The organism is Halomonas organivorans (assembly GCF_014192055.1).
GTDB lineage: Bacteria > Pseudomonadota > Gammaproteobacteria > Pseudomonadales > Halomonadaceae > Halomonas > Halomonas organivorans.
Genome location: NZ_JACHXM010000001.1, coordinates 541,452 through 563,147, shown reverse-complemented (window position 1 = coordinate 563,147; position 21,696 = coordinate 541,452). Strand labels below are relative to the sequence as shown.

Genomic DNA, 21,696 nt, shown 5'->3' with positions numbered 1-21,696 from the left:
GGATCGCCGGCGGCGACGGTAGTCACCGCCGTCTGGTTCTCCGCCACGCTCGTCGCGGCCGTGGCGCCACCGCCGTTGCTGGTGATGGTCGGCGCATCGTTGACGTCGCTGACGGTGACGGCGATGTCCTGGGTGTCGCTGGCGCTGCCGTCGGAGACGCTGACCTGGACGTCATAGATGCCGTCGCTGTTGCTGTCGGTCGGACTCTCGAAGTCCGGGGCGCTGGCGAAGGCCAGCTCGCCGGTGGTGGCATCGATAGTGAACAGGCCCGCGTCGGCGCCGCCGCTGAGGCTATAGGTGAGGGCATCGCCATCGGGATCGTCGGCGGCGACGGTGGTCACCGCCGTCTGGTTCTCCGCCGCGTTCGTCGCCGCCGTGGCGCCACCGCCGTTGCTGGTGATGGTGGGAGCGGTATTGGTGATGGGGATGTTGAAGGAAATCTGGTCGAAATAGAACTGAGTGGCGATCGCCGGCGTCATGGTAAAGGAGGTGATATTCGTGAAGCTGCTGAGGTCGACCACGCCGGCGTCGGCGAGTTGTACGATGGGCACGTTCGCTATATCGGCATGGCCTGCGGCACTAAAGGTCGCGGTCGTTTCAATATTGGTCGTCAATAGCTCGATCTCGCCCATATCGATGGCCTGATCGAAGGTAAAGGTATAGACGGTGCCCGGGTTCGAGTAGTCCGTCTGGGCAAAGGCGGCGTAGCCTTCCAGGTCGGATGGACCGCCAACGTATTCAAACCCCATATCGGTGTTGTTCGTGGCAGAGATTGTCAGGGTGACGCCGGCGACCGTTTCGCTGATCGTCAGACCGCTCTCATCTCTATCAGTGTCCCAGTCGAACTCGTGATCGTAACCGCCGAGAGCGGCCAGCAGCCCGGCCCATTCCTGCTGCTGCTCGAGGGAGAGAAAGGTCTCGCTTTCCACCGCACCGCTATGCCGCTCGAGCTCCCAGTCCCCGCCCAGGGCCGCGGCGCCGGTCGCATCGTCGGATGCCGCCACGTCGGCCCCGGTGGCCTCGGCGAGGCTCGACACGAAGGCCTCGCCCCGGGGATCGGCCGCCACATCGCAGCCATAGACCCGGATGTCGCCTCCCGGCGCCAGCGCATCGCCCCAGCGGCCCAGCGACTCGGCCCGGTCCTGGAGGGTCGTGGCATCGATGGTCCCGCTGCCGAGCTCGATCTGCCCCGCGCTGCCATGGGACACCAGGTGGATCGCGTCGATGTCGTGGCGACCGTCCAGCGCCTCGGTGATCTGCTCGATGCCGTCGCGCTGGGCATCCAGCAGCACGACCTCGATGCCAGGCGCCGCACCGTCGACGAGGGACTGGTAGTCGGGGACCCGGCTATCGATGAAGAGGATTTCCTGGCGATTGGTAGTTTCCGCCTGGAGGTGCCGATCTGCGACGACGGAATCGCCGGAGGCCGCATGGCGGTTCCGGCCGGTGATGGAACTCATGGCTTTTGGCTTCCCTGCTACGCTGTTTGTAGGTTATTCGCTGTATTATTTTTCTACTGCAGACGCCACTGAAGAGTATGGTTAGCAATCATGAGGTTTTCAATGCCCGGTATTGAGCCGCTTTTTGCCGGCAAGATATAAACGTTTGTTTTTTTTGTGCCGGTTTTTCGTGGTTTTCTTACAAAGCATTGTTAGTTAAGTAAAATAAAATATATAAGCCTGCTACATATGGAAGCACTGCTCATGGAGACGTCGCAGAGGACTATTTTTTTCATGATGCCTGTGCGATAACCCCACAGGCGCAGAGAAGGAAGCGCGTTTTACAACAATGAATTAACACCTTAGGGGGCTGTCGAATGGAACCTTTCATTGGAGAAATCAGGATTCTCGGGTTTAACTGGGCGCCGGTGGGTTGGGCGCTGTGCAACGGCAATCTGATGCCCATCATGCAGAATCAGGCCCTGTTCTCGCTGCTGGGTACCAGCTTCGGTGGCGACGGCCAGTCGACCTTCGCGCTGCCCGACCTGCAGGGGCGGGCGCCACGTGGGCAGGGCCATGGCAGCGGCCTCGGCTTCGTCAGCTTCGGTGAGAAGGCCGGCCGGGAGACGCATACCCTCCTGGCCAGCGAGATGCCGATGCACAATCATGCCTCCGCCGTCGAGGCCACCCCGGATGCGGGCAACCAGGATACTCCCGTCGAAGGGGACCACCTGGCCAGCGGTAGGGTCAATTTCGATGATTCGGTGCGCAACTACTTCCGCGGTACGCCGTCGAGCACGGCCAGGCTTAACAGCGGGCAGACCTCGAATGCCGGGGGCAGCCAGCCGTTCTCGACGATGAATCCCTATCTCGCGCTGAATTTCAGCATTGCCCTGCAGGGCATTTACCCGTCCCGCTCGTAGCGGTTCGGTTCGTTACGCCTATCACGCTCACCACTCGGCGGCCGGGCCCATTCGGGCCCGGCCGCCCGGAGATCATCATGCTGAATACCGTTACGGCGGCGGACTTCGAGCCGTTGCTGGGCCAGGACTGCGTGCTGGATTTGACGCCGGAGCTGTCGGTCAGGCTCGACGTCGAGCAGGTGAAGCGCCGGCCGGAGTGCCAAGTGCCCGGCCATGAAGAGGCGCGCACCCCCTTCGATGTGCTATTGACCGGCAGGGAAGGGGAAGCCGCATTCCATGAAGCCGTCGCCAACCTGCATATCGCCGAGGGCGTGGTGCTGGAGAGCGTCTATATCTGTCGCGTCATGCCGCCCGGCGGAGAGATGGCGCGCCCCTGGTATCAGCTGGTCTTCAACTGAGGCGGGTGCGGATGCCAGGTCCAGCGCTCGACCGCGCCGGTCAGGGCCTCGAAGCGAAACCCGAGGCGCTGGTAGAACAGCTTGGCGCCGGTGTTGAGCGGGTCCACCGAGAGTGAGACGGGCGTCATGACCTGCGTTGCCGCCGACTGCACGGCCTGGAGCACCACCGCGCCGTATCCGCGGTTGCGGGCGGCACGGATCAGCGCGAGGTCGATGACGTGGATCACGTCGGCGCCGAAGTCGACGGTCACGCGGCCGATACGCTCGCCCTGCTTCTCGACGATATAGTAGAGCGCATTGGGGTAGGCGCTGCCGTAGCCGATCGACTGGGCGTTGACCTGCATCTCGAGCACGGCTTCGATGAAGTCCCGGTCGGCGGCGAGGAGCTGCAGGTCCTGTCGGACGTCGCGGTAGAGGGATTCGAGAAAGCCCTTGTCCGAATCCCGTGACGGCCGCAGATGCAGCCCGGCGTTCAGGTGTCCACCAACGTCAGCCATTGTCATTCCCTTGTTGCCGAAGCGATCACTGCTGCAGCGATCGTTGCTGAGGCGATATTGTTGTCATGGCGAATCTCGCGCGCCCCTTTGCCTGTTCGCGACCATGGGCCTGGCAAAGGGCCGATGCCGCCGTCCGAGGCCGGCCATCGTCGCCGCCAGGCGTGAGCATGCTCAGGCGGCGGTGATGCGCTGGTACTTCTCCATCAGCTCATCCCGGCTTTCCTTGCGCTCGGGGTCGAGCGGGATGCAGTCCACCGGACAGACCTGCTGGCATTGCGGTTCGTCGTAGTGGCCGACGCACTCGGTGCACAGGCCGGGATCGATGACGTAGATCTCTTCCCCCGGCGAGATGGCGCCGTTGGGGCATTCGGGTTCGCAGACGTCGCAGTTGATGCACTCGTCGGTGATCATCAGGGCCATGGGGTACCTCACGGAAATCGTGGCCGGCGAGCTCGGGCAGAATGCCCGAGTGCTCTAGTCAGGTATTGTAATGACTCTTGAGCGCTTCGGCGACCTCGGGGTGCACGTGCTTCGAGACGTCGCCGCCGAGCCGGGCGATCTCGCGCACCAGGCTGGAGGAGATGTAGGAGTTCTCCACCTCGGGCGTCAGGAAGACGGTCTCGAGCTCGGGCATCTGGGCGCGGTTCATGTTGGCCAGCTGCAGCTCGTACTCGAAGTCCGAGACCGCGCGCAGCCCGCGCAGCAGCACGCGGGCCCGCTGCTGCTTCATGAATTCGGTCATCAGGCCGGAGAAGCCGGTCACCTCGACGTTGTCCAGGCCGGCCACGACCGTGCGGGCCAGGGCGATCCGCGTGTCCAGGTCCAGCGCCGGCCCCTTGCCGGGGCTGGTGGCGATGGCCACCACTACCTTGTCGAACAGCCGCGCGGCCCGCTCGATCAGGTCGAAGTGGCCGTTGGTGATGGGGTCGAAGGTGCCGGGGTAGACGGCGACGTTCATCAGGCTTCTCCGTCGTCGAGCTTGCCGAAGGGGTTGTTCACGGCCAGCGACACCGGCTTGGCGTAGCCGGGAATCCGGATGCTGTCGGCGCCGACGTCCAGTTCCGGGCCTTCCAGCACGCCTTCGCCGAAGCGGTAGCGGGGCTGGAAGTGGCCGTGATCGGCGTCGTGGAGATAGGCGGCGGCGGCCCGGCGGGTATCCTCGCGGCGGTGGCGCCAGTCGTTCATCGCCGCTTCGCCGTGGCGGGCGGCCATCAGCCGCTCGGTCACCGCGGGCGACAGTACCACGCCGGTGGCGTTGTTGCCGCCGAAGCCCTTGGCATTGATGAAGGCGGCGTCGGCGTTGAAGCGCTGCGGCTCGCGGAACAGCCGCAGCCGCTCCCCGTGCACGTCGTCGGGCAGCGTGGCGTCCAGGGTGGGAATGCCCGGCAGCAGGCCGTGGGCGAAGCTGCCCAGGGCGCTGGTCAACTGGTCGCCGGCGGCGCTGCCCTGGGAGTGCCCGACGAAGGCCTTGACCGCCACCACCGGCCAGTCCTCGATGCCATGGGCGCGGGCGACCAGGTCGAAGACGTGGGATTCGGTGATGCGGTTCTTCGGCGTGCTGGTGCCGTGGGCGTGCAGGAAGGTGCGCTGGCGCAGGGCGGTCTCGCCGAGCATCTCGCGGACCAGCGAGGCGGCCTTGCCGAGGGTGATGTAGTTGCCGATGCCCGGCGCCGAGATCGAGCGCTTCCAGCCGTCGGCGTTGACGTAGACGTCCGGCACGCTGCCCAGCACTTCGGCGCCGACTTCCAGCGCCAGGGCGTCATCCATCAGCATCACGAACTGGCTGGACTCGCCCATGGTGAAGCCGCAGTTGCGGGCGAAGGGGCGGCAGGCGCGCTGGTAGTCCAGGTCGGTGAGCAACTCCAGGGCGTCCAGGGCCTTGAGGCTCTCGTCGTCGGCCAGGGCGCCCATGGTGCGGAAGCCTTCGATGATCTCCGGGGTGATGGGGGCGTCTGCGGTGCCGACCATCACCACCCGGCGGCGGCCGGCACGAATGTCGTCGACCCCCAGGCGCAGGTTGTAGAGAAAGCTGGCACAGGCGCCCAGCGCGGCCCCGGTGCCGCCCACGCTGCCCAGCACGTAGGCGTTGAGGAAGTCGGCGGGCATCTGGCCGTAGCCCAGCGGCATCTGCTTGGAGGTGGCGCGCTTGCCGGAGACGAAGCTCTTGAGCAGCCCGCCCCAGCCCTCGTCGTCGAGCTGGCCGATGGAGTTGCCGGCGTAGACGGCGACCTGGTCGGGGTCCAGGCGGTCGCGCAGCGTATCCCACTCCAGGCCGCTGTCGCCGAGGCAGTCGCTGGCCGCGAAGATCGCCATGGACAGGCCGCGGGGATGGTGGACGCTGCGGTAGAGCTGGCTGGGCTCGAAGCCCGAGGGCAGCTGGCCGGCGGCGCGCACCTGGGCCGGACGGGTCTCGGGCAGCATCACGTCCATCTCGCCGGCCGGCACCGAGACCTCGAGGGTGCGGCGGTCGAGCTCGCGCACCTGCCAGGTGGGCGGCAGGCTCTCGGGCAGCTGGCGGCGGCGCACACGGAACGTCATCGGGCTCTCGAGGGCCAGGCTGGCACGGCGATTGGCCGGCAGCCCCTCGGCGTTGAAGCGAGGATCCTCGATGCGCCGGATCAGGGTGTGGTCGAGCACGCGCTGGCGGGTCTGCTCGACGATGGCCGCAGCATCGAGGGGCTGGCCATCGGCGTCGTGCCAGGCATCGTCTGCCTGGGCGCTGGCCAGGCGCATCATGGCCGCCAGGCCGAGCAGGGTCTGGGCCTGAACGTCGTCGGGAAGGGCGTCGAGCACGGTGCGGCGAAACGCCTGATGGCCCGAGGCTCGGCCGGCGGGGTTCACGCCGCCCATGCCCACGATCACCGGTAAATGTGACAAGCCGGGTTCCTCGTAGTGCGGTTGATATATGGGCTGCTATTGTCCTTTTGGCCAAGGATCATAGCACCCGGCCCGGTGCGCCGTCATGCGGGGGTGGGGGAGGCGGCAGGCGCGCGAGACGGGCGATGGCTGGTAGAATGCGCGCCTTTCTCACGTCGTCGACCCGTCACCGTCATGTCCGAGCGTTCTCGCATCATCACTTCCAACCAGCCCGGTCCCCATCAGGACCTGGCGCGTCGGGTCGAGCGGGCCCTGACCCATCCGCTGCGCAAGCCGCTGGCCGAGCACACCCGCGAGGCCTTCGCCGCGGCCGAGGCCTGGCGAACGACGCGGGCCGACATGCCGCTGATCCTCGATGCCGGCTGCGGCGTGGGACTGTCGACGCGCCGATTGGCCGAGGCCTATCCCGACTGTGCGGTGATCGGCGTCGATCGCAGCGCCGACCGGCTGTCGCGGGATCACGGCGAGCTGCCCGACAATGCCCTGCTGGTGCGCGCCGACCTGGTGGATTTCTGGCGCCTGGCGCTGGCAACGGGCTGGCGGCCGGTGCGCCACTATCTGCTCTATCCCAACCCTTACCCCAAGGCCGCGCACCTCAAGATGCGCTGGCACGGCCACCCGGTGTTTCCGGCCATTCTGGCGCTGGGCGGCCGGCTGGAGCTGCGCTCCAACTGGCGGCTCTACGTCGAGGAGTTCTCGCTGGCGCTCGAGCAGGCGACCGGCGTCGCCGCGCCGGTGGAGGCGCACGACCCCGCGGGGGATTTCCTGACCCACTTCGAGCGCAAGTACCACCTCAGTGGCCAACCGCTGTGGCGCCTGGCGGCCGAGCTGCCGCATCGCCCCGAGCTGTTTCCCGTCGCTTGAGGGGGTGCGGTGCGCGCCAGGCGCTAGCGCAGTCACGAGACGGGGGGAGCCTCTAGCGTCGGCGGCGGTCGCGGAAGCGCTCCCCCAGGGTGCCGCGCAGCCAGCGGGTGATCGGCCCCTGGGCCGCATCGCGGCGGGATACCGTCTCCACCTCGATGACCGGGAGCAGGCCCAGCGATTCGCCGGAGATGGCCACCAGATGCTCGCGAAACGGTGGATACTGGGCGATGTGCTCGGGCACCAGGGCCCAGCCGAGGCCGCGGGTGACCAGTTCGGCCATGGAGTAGAAGCTGTTGAGGCGCCAGCACTGCGCGCTGAGCGGTGCCGCGGCATCACCCTCGGAGCGCGAAGCGATCAGCAGCTGGCGATGGACGGCCAGGTCGCCGGGCGTGGGGGAGCCGCGCTCCGCCAGGGGATGATCGCGCCCGACCACCAGCGACTGGCGCAGGTGGGCGATCGGCACCCCTTCCAGCAGCGGGCCGCGTCCGAGCCGGCCGAGCAGGATGCCCAGGTCGGCCGTGCGATCCTCTACCCAGCGGGCGATATCGCCCTGGGCGCCGTACAGCAGCGTCAGCTGCAGGGCGGGATAGTGCTGAGCCAGGGCCTCGAGCGTCTCGTCCACCGGGGGCATCTCGACCAGCGCCTCGTCGATGGCCAGCACCAGCCGAGCCTCCTCTCCCTGGGCGATGGCGCGGGCCCGGGAGTCCAGGCGCTGGCACTGCTGAAGGACCGCCCGGGCCTCGTGGAGCAGGGCCTCACCGGCCTCGGTCAGGCGCGGCAGCCGGCCGGCCCGATCGAACAGGGTGCAGTCGAGATCGGCTTCGAGGTGGGCGATGGCGGTGCTCACCGCCGACTGGGCCCGGCCCAGGTGGCGGGCCGCGGCGGAGAAGGAGCCGCGCTCGGCGCAGGCGATGAGCACTTCCAACTGGTCGAGGGTCCAGCGCATGGGTGACCTATCGGATTTCTAGATGGAATCTAACTCGTATCCATCGCCATCATGGCGAGAATAGGCGCTCAGGTCGAGGCCTCGACGGCTTCGCGACGACAGGATCACGGGAGGTCACGATGCGCTCCTGGAAGGAACGACTGACGCATACTCTGCTTTTCGAAGCCGGCGGGCTGGTGATGGTCACCCCGCTTGCCAGCTGGCTGACCGGCCATGACATGGGCGAGATCGGTGTGCTGGCGGTGGGGCTGGCCACGGCCGCCATGCTCTGGAACCTGGTCTGGAACCGCGCTTTCGATGCGCTGGTGCCGACGCGCCGGCGCAGCCTGGTGCAACGCTTTGCCCAGGCCTTCGGCTTCGAGCTGGGACTGCTGGTGATGACCCTGCCGGCGGTGGCCTGGTGGATGGACATTGGCCTGATGGAGGCCTTCTGGCTGGACCTCGGCTTCATGCTGTTCTTCCTGGCCTATGCCATGGTCTTCAATACGCTGTTCGATCTGGTGATGCGCCGCTATCTGGCGCGGGAGGGCGCCTGATGGCATACCTGTACCTGGCACTGGCGATCATCGCCGAGGTGATCGCGACGAGTTCGCTCAAGGCATCCCAGGAATTCACGCGGCTATGGCCGAGCCTGGTGGTGGTGGTCGGCTATACCCTGGCCTTCTACCTGCTGACACTGGCGCTGCGCACCTTGCCGGTGGGCATTGCCTATGCCGTCTGGGCGGGGCTAGGCATCGTGCTGGTCACCCTGATCGGCATCCTGGTCTATGGTGAGCGTCTTGATGTGCCTGCCGTGCTGGGTTTGGCGATGATCATCGGCGGGGTGGTGATCATCCAGGTGTTCTCCCGGGTTGCCGCCCACTGAGGCCAAGGCGGTCGAATCGCGCCGGGGGCGGGGGTAGACTGCGGCGTTGCCGTCTTCTTTCATCGCCCCTGCCACGGATGACCCTCATGCTGTTTCGCCGCCTGTCGCTCTGCCTCTCCCTGCTGCTCCTGTTGCCCCTGACCGCACTGGCGAAGGGCTTCCCGCACCTCGAGGAACTGGCCGACGACGGCTTCCGCATAGGGGCCGAGGCGCGCCTGCTGGGCAACGGTGAGCCGGGCGAGACGCTGGGTAGCCTGTCTCCGGGACAGCAGTTGACGCCGGCATCGGTTTCCAAGATCTATCTGGCGGCGGCGGCGCTCGACCGCTTCGGCCCCCAGCATCGCTTTACCACGCGGCTGGTCGGCGCCACCGAGCCCGATGCCGCGGGCGTGCTGCACGGCGACCTGATTCTCGACGGCGGCGGCGATCCGGCGTTGACCACCGAGGACCTGTGGCGGCTGGTACAGCGCCTCCATCAGGCCGGGGTACGCGAGGTCACCGGGCGTCTGGTGGTCAGCCAGTGGCGCTTCGGGCCGGTGAGCTGCCTGACCGTCGACCGCTGCGAGGGCCAGCGCCGGGTCGACAACGCCTACAGTGCGCTGCTGTCCTCGGCAGCGGTCAACTACGGCAACTGGTGCGTGACCGTGGCGCCGGCGCGCACCGCCGGTGCGCCGGCGGTGGTCACGCCCTGCGATGGCCAGAGAGAGCTGGTGCGCATCGACAATCGCATCGAGACCAAGCCCGCCGACAGCGGTACCCAACTTTCGGCGCTGCGGGTGACCGACGGCCAGGGCGATGTGATGCGCGTCGACGGCCAGATCTCTACCAACGCCTACCCGCGTCAGCTCTACCGCACCAGCTCCGATCCCGCCGATCAGACGGGCCGCACCCTGATGGCGATGCTCGAGCAGGCCGGTATCCCGGTGGCGGGCGGGCACGTCACCACCACCCTGGAGCCGCCGGCCGGGGCCCATCGTCTCGCCGCGGTGGACGGCAAGCCGCTGCAGGAGCTGCTGCTGCGCACCCTCAACTACTCCAACAACTTCATGGCCGACACGCTCACCCTGGATCTGGCGACGGGGGCACGGCCCTCGCTGACCCAGGGCGGCGATGCCATCGAGGCGTTCGCCGGGCGCCTGCCGGGGCACGGCCCGCTGCGCCTGGACAGCGGCAGCGGCCTGACGCCGGAGAACCGCACCAGCGCCGCCGGGGTGAACGTGCTGCTGGAGCACATGTTCCGCCAGCCCTCGCTGTTCCCGAGCTTCGTCGCGGCACTGCAGTCGCCGAGCAACGGCGTGATGCGCTTCATCCGTCGCGGTCCGGCGATCTTCCAGGACCATGTGATGCTCAAGACCGGCACCCTCAACCAGCCGGTGTCGGTGCGCGCGGCGGCCGGCTATTTCCGTACCCTTTCCGGGCGCTGGGGCGTGTTCAGCGTGCTGGTCAACGGCACCGGCTCGACGCCCTACCTCAACTGGTCGATGGTCCTGGACCGGCTGTCCGAGGACCTGGCGACCATGATCCGGGCTCACTGAGTCGCCAGCGCGACCAGGTTGTGCAGGGCCGGCGAGTCGTTGTCCGGCCGCCAGGCAAACCACAGGCTCATCTCGCAGGCATCGAGCTCGGGGAGGCGCAGGAAACGCACGCCGGGCATCGGGTGGCTGCTGCTGGCGGCGGGCAGGATGGCGATGCCCAGGCCGGCGGCCACCATGCCGAGCAGGGCGATGTTGTCGGCGCCGTACTGCACCACCCGGGGCTGGAAATCGAGGTGCCGGAAGTGGGCCTGCATGCGGTCGTAGTAGTGTGGAGAGGCCTCGCGGAAGCCCCAGATGAAGTCCGCATTCGCCACGTCCTGGAGCCTTGTCGGCGGCTCGGCCGCCCAGGGCGAGCGCTCCGGCACCGCCAGGATCAGGTGATCCCGCTGCAGCAGCCGCGCCTCCAGGCCGGGCTGGGTGTCGTCGTCGAGGTAGAGGATGCCGGCGTCGAGGCTGCCGTCCTGCAGGCGCTCGAGCTGGGGGCCCGACAGCAGCGGAAAGACCTCGAAGGCCACCTGCGGGTAGCGGTCGCGATAGCCCGCCAGCAGGCCGGCGACCTCCGGCACCCACAGGTGCGTCACCGTCACTCCCAGGCTGACCCGACCGATCACGCCCTGCCCGAGGCTCCAGAGGCGCGTCCTGAGTCGCGCACGCCGGTCGAGCAGCTCCCGGGCCTCCTCCTGGAGGGCTCGGCCCGCCACCGTCAGCCGCATTCCCCGGGCGTGACGCTCGAAGAGCCGCGTCTCGAGATCTTCCTCCAGCAGCCGGATCTGGCGCGTCAGCGCCGGCTGGGCGACATGTACCCGGCGGCTCGCCGCGGACACCGAGCCTTCCTCGACCACGGCGAGGAAGTAGTGCAGCTGTCGAAACTCCATGGATGATGCCTTGCTTGAGATGCCGAAAAGGTATGGGTGGCATCTATTATAGATATTTTTTGTATCGGCTGTTCTGCGCCATAGTCCAGTGACAACCCATAACAAGACTCGCCACCGGCGAGCTGGACGACTCCCATGAGCAAGACCTACCACACGCTGGTCGGGCTGCACTTCGCCCTGTGCACCCTGGCGATGATCTGGCCCGGCGCGCTGATCGCCAACCGCATAGAGCCGACCTTGTTCGGCCTGCCGTTCCTGTTTGCCTGGTACATCCTGTGGATGCTGGTGCTGTTCATCGGCATGTGGGTGGCCTTCGGCGTGCGGCACGGAGGGCATCGCGATGAGTGATTCCGTGATCGTGACCGGCGTCACCCTGGCCTACTTGCTGGTAGTGCTGTGGGTGGGCCTGCGTGCCCGCGGCCAGGGCGGCTCGAGCCTGGAAGGCTATGTCGCCGGCGGCCGTCATGTCGGGGTGGTGATCCTGTTCTTCATCCTCGGCGCCGAGATCTTCTCGGCCTTCGCCTTCCTCGGCACGCCCGGCTGGGCCTATCAGCATGGCGCGCCGGCCTTCTACATCCTCGCCTACCTGTCGCTGGTGCCGATCACCATCTGGGTGCTGGGGCCGCGGGTCGCCGCGCTGGGGCGCGCCCGGGGCTATCTCACCCAGGGCGACATGATCGCCGACCACTACCAGAGCAAGGGCCTGGGGGTGCTCGCCGGCGTGATCGGGGTGGTGGCCCTGGTGCCTTACCTGACCATCCAGATCGCTGGCGCCGGCCTGCTGTTCTCGGCCGCCACCGACGGCCTGGTGCCCTTCTGGCTGGGTGCCCTGCTGGCCTTCCTGGTGGTGGCCGCCTACGTGTTCTGCAGTGGCCTGAGTGGCATCGGCTGGACCAACCTGGTGCAGGGCATCATGATGATCGCCATCGCCTGGTTCCTCGGCCTGGCGATTCCCGAGCGGCTGTTCGACGGCGTCGGCGAGATGTTCGCCCGCCTCCAGGCCGAGGCGCCCGAGCACCTGATCCTGCCCGGCGCCAACGGCATGGGCTGGGGCTACTTCAGCACCGCCATCCTGATCAGCGCCTTCGGCGGTGCCATGTGGCCGCACCTGTTCATGAAGTTCTACTCCGCCGACAGCGGGCGCAGCCTGCGCCAGGTCAGCGTCTTCTATCCGCTCTATGCCTACCTGCTGGTGCCGCTGCTGCTGATCGGCTTCGCCGGCGTGCTGGTCTTCGCCGACGCGCCGCTGGCGCGCCCCGATACGGTGCTGCTGCGCCTGGTCATGGACGTTGCCGACTTCTCGCCCTGGGTGGTCGGGCTGATGCTTTCCGGGGCCCTGGCGGCGGCCATGTCCACCGGCGCCAACCTGGCCCACACCGCGGCCGTGGTGCTGGTCCGCGACGTGCTCGGCACCACCCTGATGCGGGGAGCCAGCGAGCGAGCCTCGGTGTCGGCGACCCGCTGGAGCGTGCTGGGCCTGTCGCTGGCGGCCTATGGCATCGCCCTGCTCAACCCGGCCTCGCTGGTGATGATCCTGCTCACCGCCTACGGCGTGATCGTGCAGCTCTTCCCGATGGTGCTGGGCGCGCTGTTCTTCCCGTCGCTGCGGCGCGTCAGCGTCATGGCCGGCGCCATCGCCGGCAGCCTGGCCTTCCTGCTGCTCGATTTCGGTATCGGCTCGCCGCTGGGCTGGCATGCCGGCGTCTGGGGCGTGCTCGCCAACCTGATGGTGCTGGGCGTGTGCCAGGCGCTGCTGGCCAGGCAAGTGCCCGGTCGGGCCGAGGCCTGATTCGAACGAGACGTTTCTATCCAGAAGGAGTGATCCATGAGCCATCAAGCAGAGAAGGCGGGCATGAAGACATCCATCGAGACACGGGTCGAACAGGCCCTGGAGCGGGTGCAGGGCCTCTACAGGGACCTGCATTGCCACCCGGAACTGCCCTTCCAGGAGCATCGCACCGGCGCCAAGGTCGCCGAGGCGTTGGAGGCCCTGGGCTATGAGGTGACCCGCGGCGTCGGCGGTACCGGCGTGGTGGCCCTGCTGCGCAACGGCGCGGGCCCCACGGTGATGCTGCGCGGCGACATGGATGCCCTGCCCATCGAGGAGCAGACCGGCCTCGACTTCGCCAGCCGCGAGACCGCCGAGACCGCCGAGGGTAAGCGGGTGCCGGTGATGCATGCCTGCGGCCACGACCTGCACAGCAGCTGCCTGGTGGGCGCCGGCGCGGTGCTGGCCGGGCTCCGCGAGCAGTGGCGAGGAACCCTGATGCTGGTCGCCCAGCCCGCCGAGGAGGTGTTTGGCGGCGCCCAGGCGATGCTGGACGACGGCCTCTACGAGCGCTTCGCCCGCCCGGACATCGTGCTCGGCCAGCACAACATGCCGGCCCGGGAGGGCACGGTGGGACACATCCCCGGCAGCGCCATGGCCGCCGCCACCACCCTGGGCGTGACCATCCACGGCGATGGCGGCCACGGCTCGATGCCGGCCCAGACCGTCGACCCCGTGGTGATCGCCGCCCACGTGGTGACCCGCCTGCAGACCATCGTCGCCCGGGAGGTGCCGCCCGAGGAGACGGTGGTGGTCACGGTCGGCAAGCTGCACGCCGGCACCCAGGGCAACATCATTCCCCACTCGGCCGAGCTCGAGATCAACGTGCGCGGCTTCGACAATGCCCTGCATCGCCAGGTGCTCGAGGCCATCGAACGCATCATCCGCGCCGAGTGCCAGGCCGGTCGTTCGCCCCGGGAGCCGGAATTTCGGGTGCTCACCGAGACCCTCGCCCTGCACAACGACGAAGCGAGCGTCGAGCGGGTGCGTCGCGCCCACGCCGCCCAGTTCGGCGAGGAACGGCTGTTCGCCATGCCGCGTCTCAACGGCAGCGAGGATTTTCCCTATTTCGGCAATGCCGAGGCCGGCGGCTTCGGCGGCGAGGACATTCCCTGCGTGTACTGGTTCATCGGCGCGACGCCCGAGGCGCGCTGGCAAGACACCCCGGGCAACGGCGTCGCCGAGAAGATGCGCCATCTGGAGATGCCGCATTCGCCCTACTATGCGCCGGGGCAGGCGGCGACGCTGAAGACCGGCATGGCGACGCTGGCCAGCGCCGCCCTGGCCTGGCTTGGGTAACACGCGCGACGTTCGGCTCTGCTACCATCGCGGCTTCGAAGCCAATCGCTGACGGATGCTGCAGATGAAACCCGGACACACCGGCTGGCGCCACCTGGTGCATTCCACCCGCTACTCCCTCAAGGGGCTCAGTGCGGCCTATCGACACGAAGCGGCCTTTCGCCAGGAACTCGGTATCTGCGTGATCCTGCTGCCGCTGGCCGTGTGGGTCGGCCGCGAGCCGGTGGAGTGGATCCTGCTGATGGGCAGCTGCCTGCTGGTGCTGATCGTCGAGCTGCTCAACAGCGCCATCGAGAGCGTGGTCGACCGCATCGGCCCCGAGCGCCACAAGCTGTCCGGGCGCGCCAAGGACATCGGCTCGGCGGCGGTGATGCTGTCGCTGATGACCGTCGCGCTGACCTGGGGGCTGATCGGCTGGGATCGCTTCCTGGGCTGAGCTAGTGTGAGCCGCCTCGGCTTGGGTATGCTGAAGGGCATCGATCAAACGGATGCGAGATGCCCATGGCCCTGCCCGATGACTTCCTGCCGCTGGATGCCATTCCCGAGCCGCTGGCGGCGCCGCTGCGCCATGCCTGGGAGCGCCTCGGCACCGCCCTCGAGCAGGCCGACAACCTGGCCTCGCTGCAGGACCAGGAAGGGCCGGGCGAGACCTGGGCGGCGCTGGCGCCGCATCGCCGCGAGCAGTTGGCCCGGGTACTGGCGATCTCGGACTTCGCCGCCGAGACGCTGATTCGCCACCCCGACTGGCTGCCGCATCTCGATGCCGCCGGCGAGCTGGACGCCGCACCCGACGGAGCGGCGTGGCACGAGACCCTCGCCGAGCGCCTGGAGGGCGCCGAGGACGAGGCGGCCATGCATGCCGCCATCCGACGCTTCCGCCGCGCGCGCATGCTGGGCATCGTGTGGCGCGACCTGACCCGCCCGCCGGGCATCGACATGTGGGCCACCGCCGCTGCCGTGACTCGGCTCGCCGAGGCCTGCCTCGAGCAGGCCCTGGCCTGGCTCGAGCGACATCTCGAAGCGCGCTGGGGGCGCCCGTCGCCGCGCGCCGACGGCAGCGAGCAGCGCCTGGTGGTGCTCGGCATGGGCAAGCTGGGCGCCGGCGAGCTGAACCTCTCCTCGGACATCGACCTGATCTTTGCCTTCCCCGAGAAGGGCGAGACGCAGGGCGGCCGCAAGGCGCTCGAACACCAGGAATATTTCACCAAGCTCGGTCAGAAACTGATCACCGCCCTGGATGCGGTGACCGCCGACGGCTTCGCCTTCCGCGTCGACATGCGCCTGCGTCCGCTGGGTGACGGCGGCCCGCTGGTCGGCAGCTTTGCCTCGCTGGCCAGCTACTACCAGGACCAGGGCCGCGAGTGGGAGCGCTACGCCATGCTCAAGGCGCGCCCGGTGGCCGGCGATCTGGGGGCCGGCGCCGAGCTGCTGGCCAGCGTGCGGCCCTTCGTCTATCGCAAGTACCTGGACTTCGGCGCCATCGAGTCGCTGCGCGAGCTCAAGGCGATGATCAACCGCGAGGTGCGCCGCCGGGGGATGCAGGGCAACATCAAGCTCGGCCCCGGCGGCATCCGCGAGGTGGAGTTCGTGGTCCAGGCCTTCCAGCTGATCCGCGGCGGCCGCGACACCGAGTTGCAGGTCACCTCGCTGAAGACCGCCCTGGAGCGCCTGCCAGAGCTCGGCCTGCTGCCCGAAGAGGTGGTCGAGGAACTCACCCCCGACTACGTCTTCCTGCGCGACATCGAGCACGCCCTCCAGGCCCTGGAGGACCGCCAGACCCAGACCCTGCCGGCCGAAGAGGTCGATCGCGAACGCCTGGCGCTGGCGCTCGACATGGAGGACTGGCCGGCGCTGATGGCGAAGCTCGACGAGGTACGCGCCCGGGTGCGCCGCCACTTCGATGCGGTGATCGCCGACCCCGAGGAGGAGGTCGAGGATGAGGCCGCCGCCGAGGCGGGCGGCGTCGAGCTGGAGGAGTGGCGAGCGCTGTGGCGCGACGTCCAGGGCGAGGAAGAGGCCCTGGTGCGCCTCGAGGAGGCGGGCTTCGCCGACCCGGCCGCCGCCTACCGCCGGCTGCGCGCGCTGCGCGACTCGCGGCAGGTGCAGACCATGCAGCGCATCGGCTACGAGCGGTTGGAGGCGCTGATGCCGCTACTGCTGGATGCCGCGGCGGCCAGCGACGCCCCTGACGTGGCCCTGGAGCGGGTGCTGCCGCTGGTCGAGTCGGTGCTGCGGCGCACCGCCTATCTGGCGCTGCTGCGTGAGAACCCCGAGGCGCTGGAGCACCTGATGCGGCTGTGCAGTGCCAGTCCCTGGATCGCCGAGCAGCTGGCGCGTCACCCCATCCTGCTCGACGAGCTGCTGACGCCGGACACCCTCTACACGCCCGCCGACAAGACGCGGCTGGCCGACGAGCTGCGCCAGGCCCTGGGGCGCATCCCCGAGGGCGACGAGGAGGCCGAGCTGGAGGCGCTGCGAGTCTTCAAGCATGCCCAGGTGCTGCACGTGGCGGCCTCCGACATCGCCGGCACCCGCCACCTGATGAAGGTCAGCGATTACCTGACCTACATCGCCGAGGTGGTGCTGGAGACGGTGCTGGGCATGGCCTGGAAGCATCTGACCCGCAAGCACGGCTTTCCCCTGCGCCGCGACGGCGAGCGCTGCGGCCAGGCCGCCGAGTTCCTGATCGTCGGCTACGGCAAGCTCGGCGGCATCGAGCTCGGCTATGGCTCGGACCTTGACCTGGTGTTCCTCCACGACGGCGCGACCCAGGGCAGCACCGACGGCCAGCGGCCGCTGGACAACGCGGTGTTCTTCACCCGGCTCGGCCAGCGCATCATTCACCTGCTCACCGCGGTGACCCCGGCGGGTAGCCTGTATGAGGTCGACATGCGCCTGCGGCCGTCCGGCAACGCCGGCCTGCTGGTGTCGAGCCTCGATGCCTTCGCCGACTACCAGCGCCGCGAGGCCTGGACCTGGGAGCACCAGGCGCTGGTACGGGCCCGGGTGGTGGCCGGGCATGCCGAGCTGGCCGAGGGCTTCGATGCCGTGCGTGGCGAGATCCTCGGTCGGGCGCGCGACACCGCCACGCTGCGCGAGGAGGTGGTGGCGATGCGCCACAAGATGCGCGAGCACCTGGCCGGCAGCGGCGGGGGGGACGACTTCGACCTCAAGCAGGACCCGGGCGGCATGGTCGATATCGAGTTCCTGTGCCAGTACACGGTGCTGGCGATGTCCCACGAGACGCCGGCGCTGCTGACCTACAGCGACAACATGCGCATCCTCGAGACCCTGGAGAGCAGCGGCCGGCTGCCCGCCGAGGACTGCCAGCGGCTGCGCGAGGCCTACCTGGCCTGCCGCACCGCGGCCCACCGCGCAGCCCTGACCCGCGAGCCGGGCCGTGGCCGCAACGACGACTTCGCGGAACACCGCCGGGCGGTCATCGATGCCTGGCAACGACTGCTCGAGCCGGCGACGTGACGCCTGCCACACTGATGAAGGACATCATGAAATGAACAAGGCACTTGTGCTGCACGGCCCCAATCTCAACCTGCTGGGGACTCGCCAGCCGGAGATCTACGGTCGCGAGACCCTCGCCGACATCGACTTGGCCCTGCGCGAGCAGGCCCTGGGCGCGGGCTGGGAAATCGACTGCCGGCAGAGCAACCACGAGGGGGAGCTGATCGATGCCATCCACGCCGCCCGGCTCGACGGCACGGCTGCCATCATCATCAACCCCGCTGCCTATACCCACACCTCGGTGGCTATCCTCGATGCCCTCAACGCCTTCGACGGCAAGGTGATCGAGGTGCATCTCTCCAACGTCCACCGGCGCGAGGCCTTTCGTCACCATTCCTACGTCTCATTGCGTGCCGACGGCGTGATCGCGGGGCTCGGCAGCCGCGGCTATGGCCTGGCCCTGGAGGCAGTGATGGCCGGCGTCTGAGGCATCGACGTCGTCAGGGCGTGACGAAGAGCCCGCCGTGACGGATCAGCCACAGCGTCAGGCTGATGGTGAGAAAAGAGGCCAGGGTGCTGACCATCAGGGCCGCGGCGCTGACATCGCCCAGCCCGAAGCGTTGCCCGAACAGTGGATAGACGCTGATCATTGGCGCACAGGCGAACAGCAGAGCGGCGGTGATCAGGAGGGGATCGACGTCCGGCAGCAGCAGGAAGACCCCTAATACCGCCAGCGGATGCAGAATCAGCTTGCCGACGGCGATTTGCCCCATGTCTCGCACCATGCCCCTGGGCTTCAGGCCGTACAGCGACCCTCCGATCACGAACAGAGCGGCGGGTCCGGCGGCGCCGGCCAGCATGTCGATGACCTTGGCCAGGGGGGCTGGCAGAGGGCCTCCTGTTGCGGCTAGCAGTATGCCGATCACGAGTCCGATCAACACCGGGTTGCGTGCCAGGCGCAATCCCGTCTGGCGCAGTGTCTCGCGAAGGCCGTTGCCGGCCTGTTGGCCCAGCTCGGCGAGAATCAGCGCCAGGGGAATGATCAGCAGGTTCTCGATCAGCATGTTCAGGGCCAGGAACATCGCCGCGGGCGGCCCGAGCACCATGGCGGTTACCGGGTAGCCGATGAAGCCGCTGTTGGAGGCCGACATGCCCAGGGTCTGGATAGCAGCGGTGGCCAGCGACTTGCGTTCCAGCCCCAGCGTGAGCGCCAGGCCGAGGGCGAACACCGCCAGCGAGCCGGCGCCGTAGGCCAGCAGATAGCGGGGATCGAAAACCTCCTTGAGGGGGTTCTGGGTCAGCGCGCGAATGACCAGTGCCGGCAGAGCGAAGTACATGACGAAGGTGCCGATTCCCTGAATCGCCTCATGGCCGATGAGGCGGCCGGCCCGAGCCAGATAGCCCAGCCCGATGATCGCGAAGATCGGAGTGGTGATGGCGAGGATGTCGAGCAAACGTGGCCTCCTTGCCGTAGCACTCCCGTCTCGTGTGGAAGGCCGTGTGATTATGAACCGCTGGCATGACGTTGGCGGCGGGCGTCAATCAGGCGCGGGGGTCAACTGACATGGGCACGAATCAGCTGCACCTTGTCCTGCAGCAGCGGCAGGAACGATTGGGTCAGGGTGTCGAAGTCGATCCGCGCGGCATTGGTGCTGACGTTGATGGCGCCCAGCAGCTTGCCGTTGGCGTCGAAGGCCGGGACCGCCAGGGAGCGCAGTCCCGGGTCCAGTTCCTGGTCGACGATGCTGTAGCCCTGCTGGCGTACCTGGTCGATGCAGTTGCGCAGCTGCGCCACGTCGGTGATCGAGCGATCGGTGTGGGCCTCGAGCGTCACTCGCTCCAGGTAGGCCTCCAGGGCCTCGTCGGAGAGCTGGGCCAGCAGCACCCGCCCCATCGAGGTGTAGGCCGCCGGCAGGCGCGTGCCGACCGACAGGGTGATCGCCATCAGTCTATGCTTGGCGGAGGAGCGGGCCACGTACATGACATCGTCGCCGTCCAGCACCCCCAGCGACGAGGATTCGCCGATCTCGGCGGTGATGTCTTCCAGGTACTGCTGGATCACCGATCGATAGTTGTTGGCCGACAGGAAGGCATAGCCGAGCTGAAGGACCTTGGGGGCGAGCTCGAAGTGGCGCTGCTGCTTGCGCACGTAGCCCAGGGCATGCAGCGTCAGCAGGAAGCGGCGGGCGCGTGCCCGGTTCATCCCCGTCTTGGTGGCGACCTCGCTCAGCGTCATGCGCGGCGAACTGTCGTCGAAGGCCTGGATCACCTCCAGCCCGCTGGCCAGGGCGGTGACGAAGTCACGATCGTCAGGGGTCAGGGTCTCGTCTTGCATGGCACGCGTCATCGCAGTTGGTCTGTATCGAGTTGATAGGTCATCAGGGATCAATCTAGCATATTGTTCGAATTGCGAACACTTGTACGACTTTGGTCAAGTGACGGGCCGGCCTCGCTCGCGGGGCGGCCATCTCACCCTAGGGAGATCCTGCCATGCCCGCCGATCTGATTCAGCGTCCCTTCATGAGCCAGCACGCCCTGGCCGCCAGCCGCGATGAGGACTTCGTCGCCGCCATGCTGGCCTTCGAGCTGGCCCTGGCCGACACCCAGGAGGCCGAAGGGGCCATTCCCGCCGGGACCGCCGAACGCATGCGCGAGCAGTTGGAGGGGCACGCCTTCGACATGTCCGCGATCGCCGCCGGCATCGCCCGTGGCGGCAATGCAGCCATTCCCTTCGTCAAGGCCGGGCGGGCCGCGCTGTCCGACGACCTCAAGCGCTACTGGCATCTCGGCGCCACCAGTCAGGACGTGGTCGATTCTGCCCTGATGGTCCTGCTGACGCCACGGCTGGCCAGCCTGGATGCGCTGCTTCTGCGCTGCCGCAGGGCGGCGCTGCCCCTGATGCAGGCCCATGAACGGACGCCGATGGTCGGACGCACGCTGATGCAGCAGGCATTGCCGATCACCTTCGGCGTCAAGGTGGCGCACTGGGCGCTGGGCCTCGAACAGGCGCGCCGGCGCCTGGCCGCGCTGGCCAGACCGGGGCTGCCGGTGCAGTTCGGCGGTGCCGTGGGCGTGCACTCTGGTTTAGACGAGCCGGGCCGGGAGGGCCTCGGCCTCAGCGTCATGGACGGCCTTGCCGAACGCCTCGGGCTGTCGGCGCCGGTGCTGCCATGGCACACCGATCGTCAGCCGATACATGCCCTGGCGACGGCTTTCGACGCCGTGGCCGGCGCCGCCGAGAAGCTGGCGCTGGACGTTGCCCTGATGACCCAGACCGAGCTCGGCGAGGTGTCCGAGCCGGCAGGCGAGGGCATGGGGGAGTCGTCGTCGATGCCTCACAAGCGCAACCCGGTGCGCAGTGCGATGATCCGTGGGGCCTGTCGACAGATCCATGGCCACACCTCGGTGATCCTCAACGCCACGGCACAGCCGCTGGAGCGAGGGCTTGGCGAATGGCATGCCGAGTGGGGGCCGCTGGTCGACAGCGCGCTGCTGCTGGAAGGCGCCCTCGAGCAGGCCGCCGTGCTGCTCGAAGGCCTGGAGGTCCATGGCGAGGCCATGCGACGCAATCTCGCGGTGACCGGCGGCGCGATCATGGCCGAGCCGGTGGCCAGGCTGCTGACGCCCCGCCTGGGACCTGACGCGGCCAAGGGGCTGGCGGCGGAAGCGGCGGAGCAGGCCCGCCGCCAGGGCGGTGCCTATGCCGACGCGCTCGAAGCGCTGCTGGTGTCCCGGCATGGAGAACTGGCGGCCGAATTCGAGCGTGCCGATCTCGAGGCCGCCAGCGACCCGGCCTTATACCTTGGTAGCAGCGTGGCGCAGGTGGCGCGGGCGATCGCCTGGTTAGAGTGCTAATTAACACCTTGAAATATCGATAAAAAAGTCACGAGA

Annotated in this window: 22 protein-coding genes; 13 read left to right on the top strand and 9 right to left on the bottom strand. The window is 68.1% G+C overall.

Going from position 1 to position 21,696, the window contains the following annotated elements; all coding sequences use genetic code 11:
* On the bottom strand, positions 1-1,460 hold a 1,460-nt coding region (locus tag FHR96_RS02580), incomplete at its 3' end, for a DUF4347 domain-containing protein (protein ID WP_183386065.1).
* 356 nt (positions 1,461-1,816) lie between these two features.
* On the opposite strand from FHR96_RS02580, the gene FHR96_RS02575 reads away from it, so the two are divergent.
* Positions 1,817-2,362: a phage tail protein gene (locus FHR96_RS02575; protein ID WP_183386064.1), complete on the top strand. Its 546-nt coding sequence runs from the start codon at positions 1,817-1,819 to the stop codon at positions 2,360-2,362.
* A 77-nt stretch (positions 2,363-2,439) separates the two neighbouring features.
* Positions 2,440-2,760, top strand: coding sequence for a DUF6916 family protein (locus FHR96_RS02570; RefSeq protein WP_183386063.1), 321 nt, complete (start codon positions 2,440-2,442; stop codon positions 2,758-2,760).
* Here the strand turns inward: FHR96_RS02570 and FHR96_RS02565 are convergent.
* The 4 genes from FHR96_RS02565 to FHR96_RS02550 all read right to left on the bottom strand — a co-directional run bounded on the left by FHR96_RS02565 (position 2,742) and on the right by FHR96_RS02550 (position 6,107).
* On the bottom strand, positions 2,742-3,257 hold the full coding sequence (locus tag FHR96_RS02565) for a GNAT family N-acetyltransferase (protein WP_246392730.1): 516 nt from the start codon (positions 3,255-3,257) through the stop codon (positions 2,742-2,744). The genes FHR96_RS02570 and FHR96_RS02565 overlap by 19 nt on opposite strands.
* A gap of 171 nt (positions 3,258-3,428) precedes the next feature.
* Complete coding sequence (locus tag FHR96_RS02560; protein WP_183386061.1) at positions 3,429-3,677, bottom strand: YfhL family 4Fe-4S dicluster ferredoxin; 249 nt, start codon at positions 3,675-3,677, stop codon at positions 3,429-3,431.
* Between the two features lie 58 nt (positions 3,678-3,735).
* Complete coding sequence (coaD, locus tag FHR96_RS02555; protein ID WP_183386060.1) at positions 3,736-4,215, bottom strand: pantetheine-phosphate adenylyltransferase; 480 nt, start codon at positions 4,213-4,215, stop codon at positions 3,736-3,738.
* The gene (locus tag FHR96_RS02550) at positions 4,215-6,107 is read right to left on the bottom strand and encodes a beta-ketoacyl synthase (protein WP_183386104.1); all 1,893 of its coding nucleotides are present in this window, start codon (positions 6,105-6,107) and stop codon (positions 4,215-4,217) included. Before FHR96_RS02550 ends, coaD begins: the two co-directional genes overlap by 1 nt.
* A 201-nt stretch (positions 6,108-6,308) precedes the next feature.
* Here FHR96_RS02550 and trmB point away from each other — a divergent pair, with 201 nt between their 5' ends.
* Entirely contained in the window at positions 6,309-6,998 is a 690-nt protein-coding gene (gene trmB, locus FHR96_RS02545) for a tRNA (guanine(46)-N(7))-methyltransferase TrmB (protein ID WP_183386059.1), read from the top strand.
* Between the two features lie 52 nt (positions 6,999-7,050).
* Here the strand turns inward: trmB and FHR96_RS02540 are convergent, their stop codons facing one another.
* Positions 7,051-7,944, bottom strand: coding sequence for a LysR family transcriptional regulator (locus FHR96_RS02540; protein WP_183386058.1), 894 nt, complete (start codon positions 7,942-7,944; stop codon positions 7,051-7,053).
* Between the two features lie 119 nt (positions 7,945-8,063).
* Between FHR96_RS02540 and FHR96_RS02535 the strand changes: the two genes are divergently transcribed.
* The 3 genes from FHR96_RS02535 to dacB all read left to right on the top strand — a co-directional run bounded on the left by FHR96_RS02535 (position 8,064) and on the right by dacB (position 10,344).
* Complete coding sequence (locus tag FHR96_RS02535) at positions 8,064-8,480, top strand: PACE efflux transporter (RefSeq protein WP_183386057.1); 417 nt, start codon at positions 8,064-8,066, stop codon at positions 8,478-8,480.
* Entirely contained in the window at positions 8,477-8,809 is a 333-nt protein-coding gene (locus FHR96_RS02530; protein ID WP_183386103.1) for a DMT family transporter, read from the top strand. Before FHR96_RS02535 ends, FHR96_RS02530 begins: the two co-directional genes overlap by 4 nt.
* Before the next feature lie 86 nt (positions 8,810-8,895).
* Positions 8,896-10,344, top strand: coding sequence for a D-alanyl-D-alanine carboxypeptidase/D-alanyl-D-alanine endopeptidase (dacB, locus tag FHR96_RS02525; protein ID WP_183386056.1), 1,449 nt, complete (start codon positions 8,896-8,898; stop codon positions 10,342-10,344).
* On the opposite strand, the gene FHR96_RS02520 is transcribed toward dacB, so the two are convergent.
* The gene (locus FHR96_RS02520) at positions 10,338-11,219 is read right to left on the bottom strand and encodes a LysR family transcriptional regulator (RefSeq protein ID WP_183386055.1); all 882 of its coding nucleotides are present in this window, start codon (positions 11,217-11,219) and stop codon (positions 10,338-10,340) included. The two genes, dacB and FHR96_RS02520, sit on opposite strands and share 7 nt — an antisense overlap.
* Positions 11,220-11,354: 135 nt before the next feature.
* Here FHR96_RS02520 and FHR96_RS02515 point away from each other — a divergent pair, with 135 nt between their 5' ends.
* From FHR96_RS02515 to aroQ, 6 genes are all read left to right on the top strand, one after another.
* Positions 11,355-11,567: a DUF3311 domain-containing protein gene (locus tag FHR96_RS02515; RefSeq protein WP_183386054.1), complete on the top strand. Its 213-nt coding sequence runs from the start codon at positions 11,355-11,357 to the stop codon at positions 11,565-11,567.
* Positions 11,560-13,008 (top strand): sodium:solute symporter family protein, encoded by a 1,449-nt coding sequence (locus tag FHR96_RS02510; RefSeq protein WP_183386053.1) that lies wholly within the window; start codon positions 11,560-11,562, stop codon positions 13,006-13,008. The genes FHR96_RS02515 and FHR96_RS02510 overlap by 8 nt, the downstream gene beginning before the upstream one ends.
* 36 nt (positions 13,009-13,044) lie before the next feature.
* A complete protein-coding gene (locus FHR96_RS02505) occupies positions 13,045-14,346 on the top strand; it encodes an amidohydrolase (RefSeq protein ID WP_183386052.1) in 1,302 nt (433 codons plus the stop codon).
* Between the two features lie 64 nt (positions 14,347-14,410).
* Complete coding sequence (locus tag FHR96_RS02500; RefSeq protein ID WP_183386051.1) at positions 14,411-14,782, top strand: diacylglycerol kinase; 372 nt, start codon at positions 14,411-14,413, stop codon at positions 14,780-14,782.
* A 65-nt stretch (positions 14,783-14,847) separates the two neighbouring features.
* Positions 14,848-17,826 (top strand): bifunctional [glutamate--ammonia ligase]-adenylyl-L-tyrosine phosphorylase/[glutamate--ammonia-ligase] adenylyltransferase, encoded by a 2,979-nt coding sequence (gene glnE / locus FHR96_RS02495; protein WP_183386050.1) that lies wholly within the window; start codon positions 14,848-14,850, stop codon positions 17,824-17,826.
* A 31-nt stretch (positions 17,827-17,857) separates the two neighbouring features.
* Positions 17,858-18,292 carry a type II 3-dehydroquinate dehydratase gene (gene aroQ, locus FHR96_RS02490; protein ID WP_183386049.1) on the top strand — a complete coding sequence of 145 codons (435 nt, stop codon included), beginning with the start codon at positions 17,858-17,860 and terminating at the stop codon, positions 18,290-18,292.
* 13 nt (positions 18,293-18,305) lie between these two features.
* On the opposite strand, the gene FHR96_RS02485 is transcribed toward aroQ, so the two are convergent.
* Together FHR96_RS02485 and FHR96_RS02480 are read right to left on the bottom strand one after the other, a co-directional pair.
* Positions 18,306-19,259 carry an AEC family transporter gene (locus FHR96_RS02485; RefSeq protein ID WP_183386048.1) on the bottom strand — a complete coding sequence of 318 codons (954 nt, stop codon included), beginning with the start codon at positions 19,257-19,259 and terminating at the stop codon, positions 18,306-18,308.
* A gap of 101 nt (positions 19,260-19,360) precedes the next feature.
* Positions 19,361-20,140: an IclR family transcriptional regulator domain-containing protein gene (locus tag FHR96_RS02480; protein WP_183386047.1), complete on the bottom strand. Its 780-nt coding sequence runs from the start codon at positions 20,138-20,140 to the stop codon at positions 19,361-19,363.
* Between the two features lie 155 nt (positions 20,141-20,295).
* Between FHR96_RS02480 and FHR96_RS02475 the strand changes: the two genes are divergently transcribed.
* Positions 20,296-21,660: a lyase family protein gene (locus FHR96_RS02475; protein WP_183386046.1), complete on the top strand. Its 1,365-nt coding sequence runs from the start codon at positions 20,296-20,298 to the stop codon at positions 21,658-21,660.
* Positions 21,661-21,696: the final 36 nt, after the last annotated feature.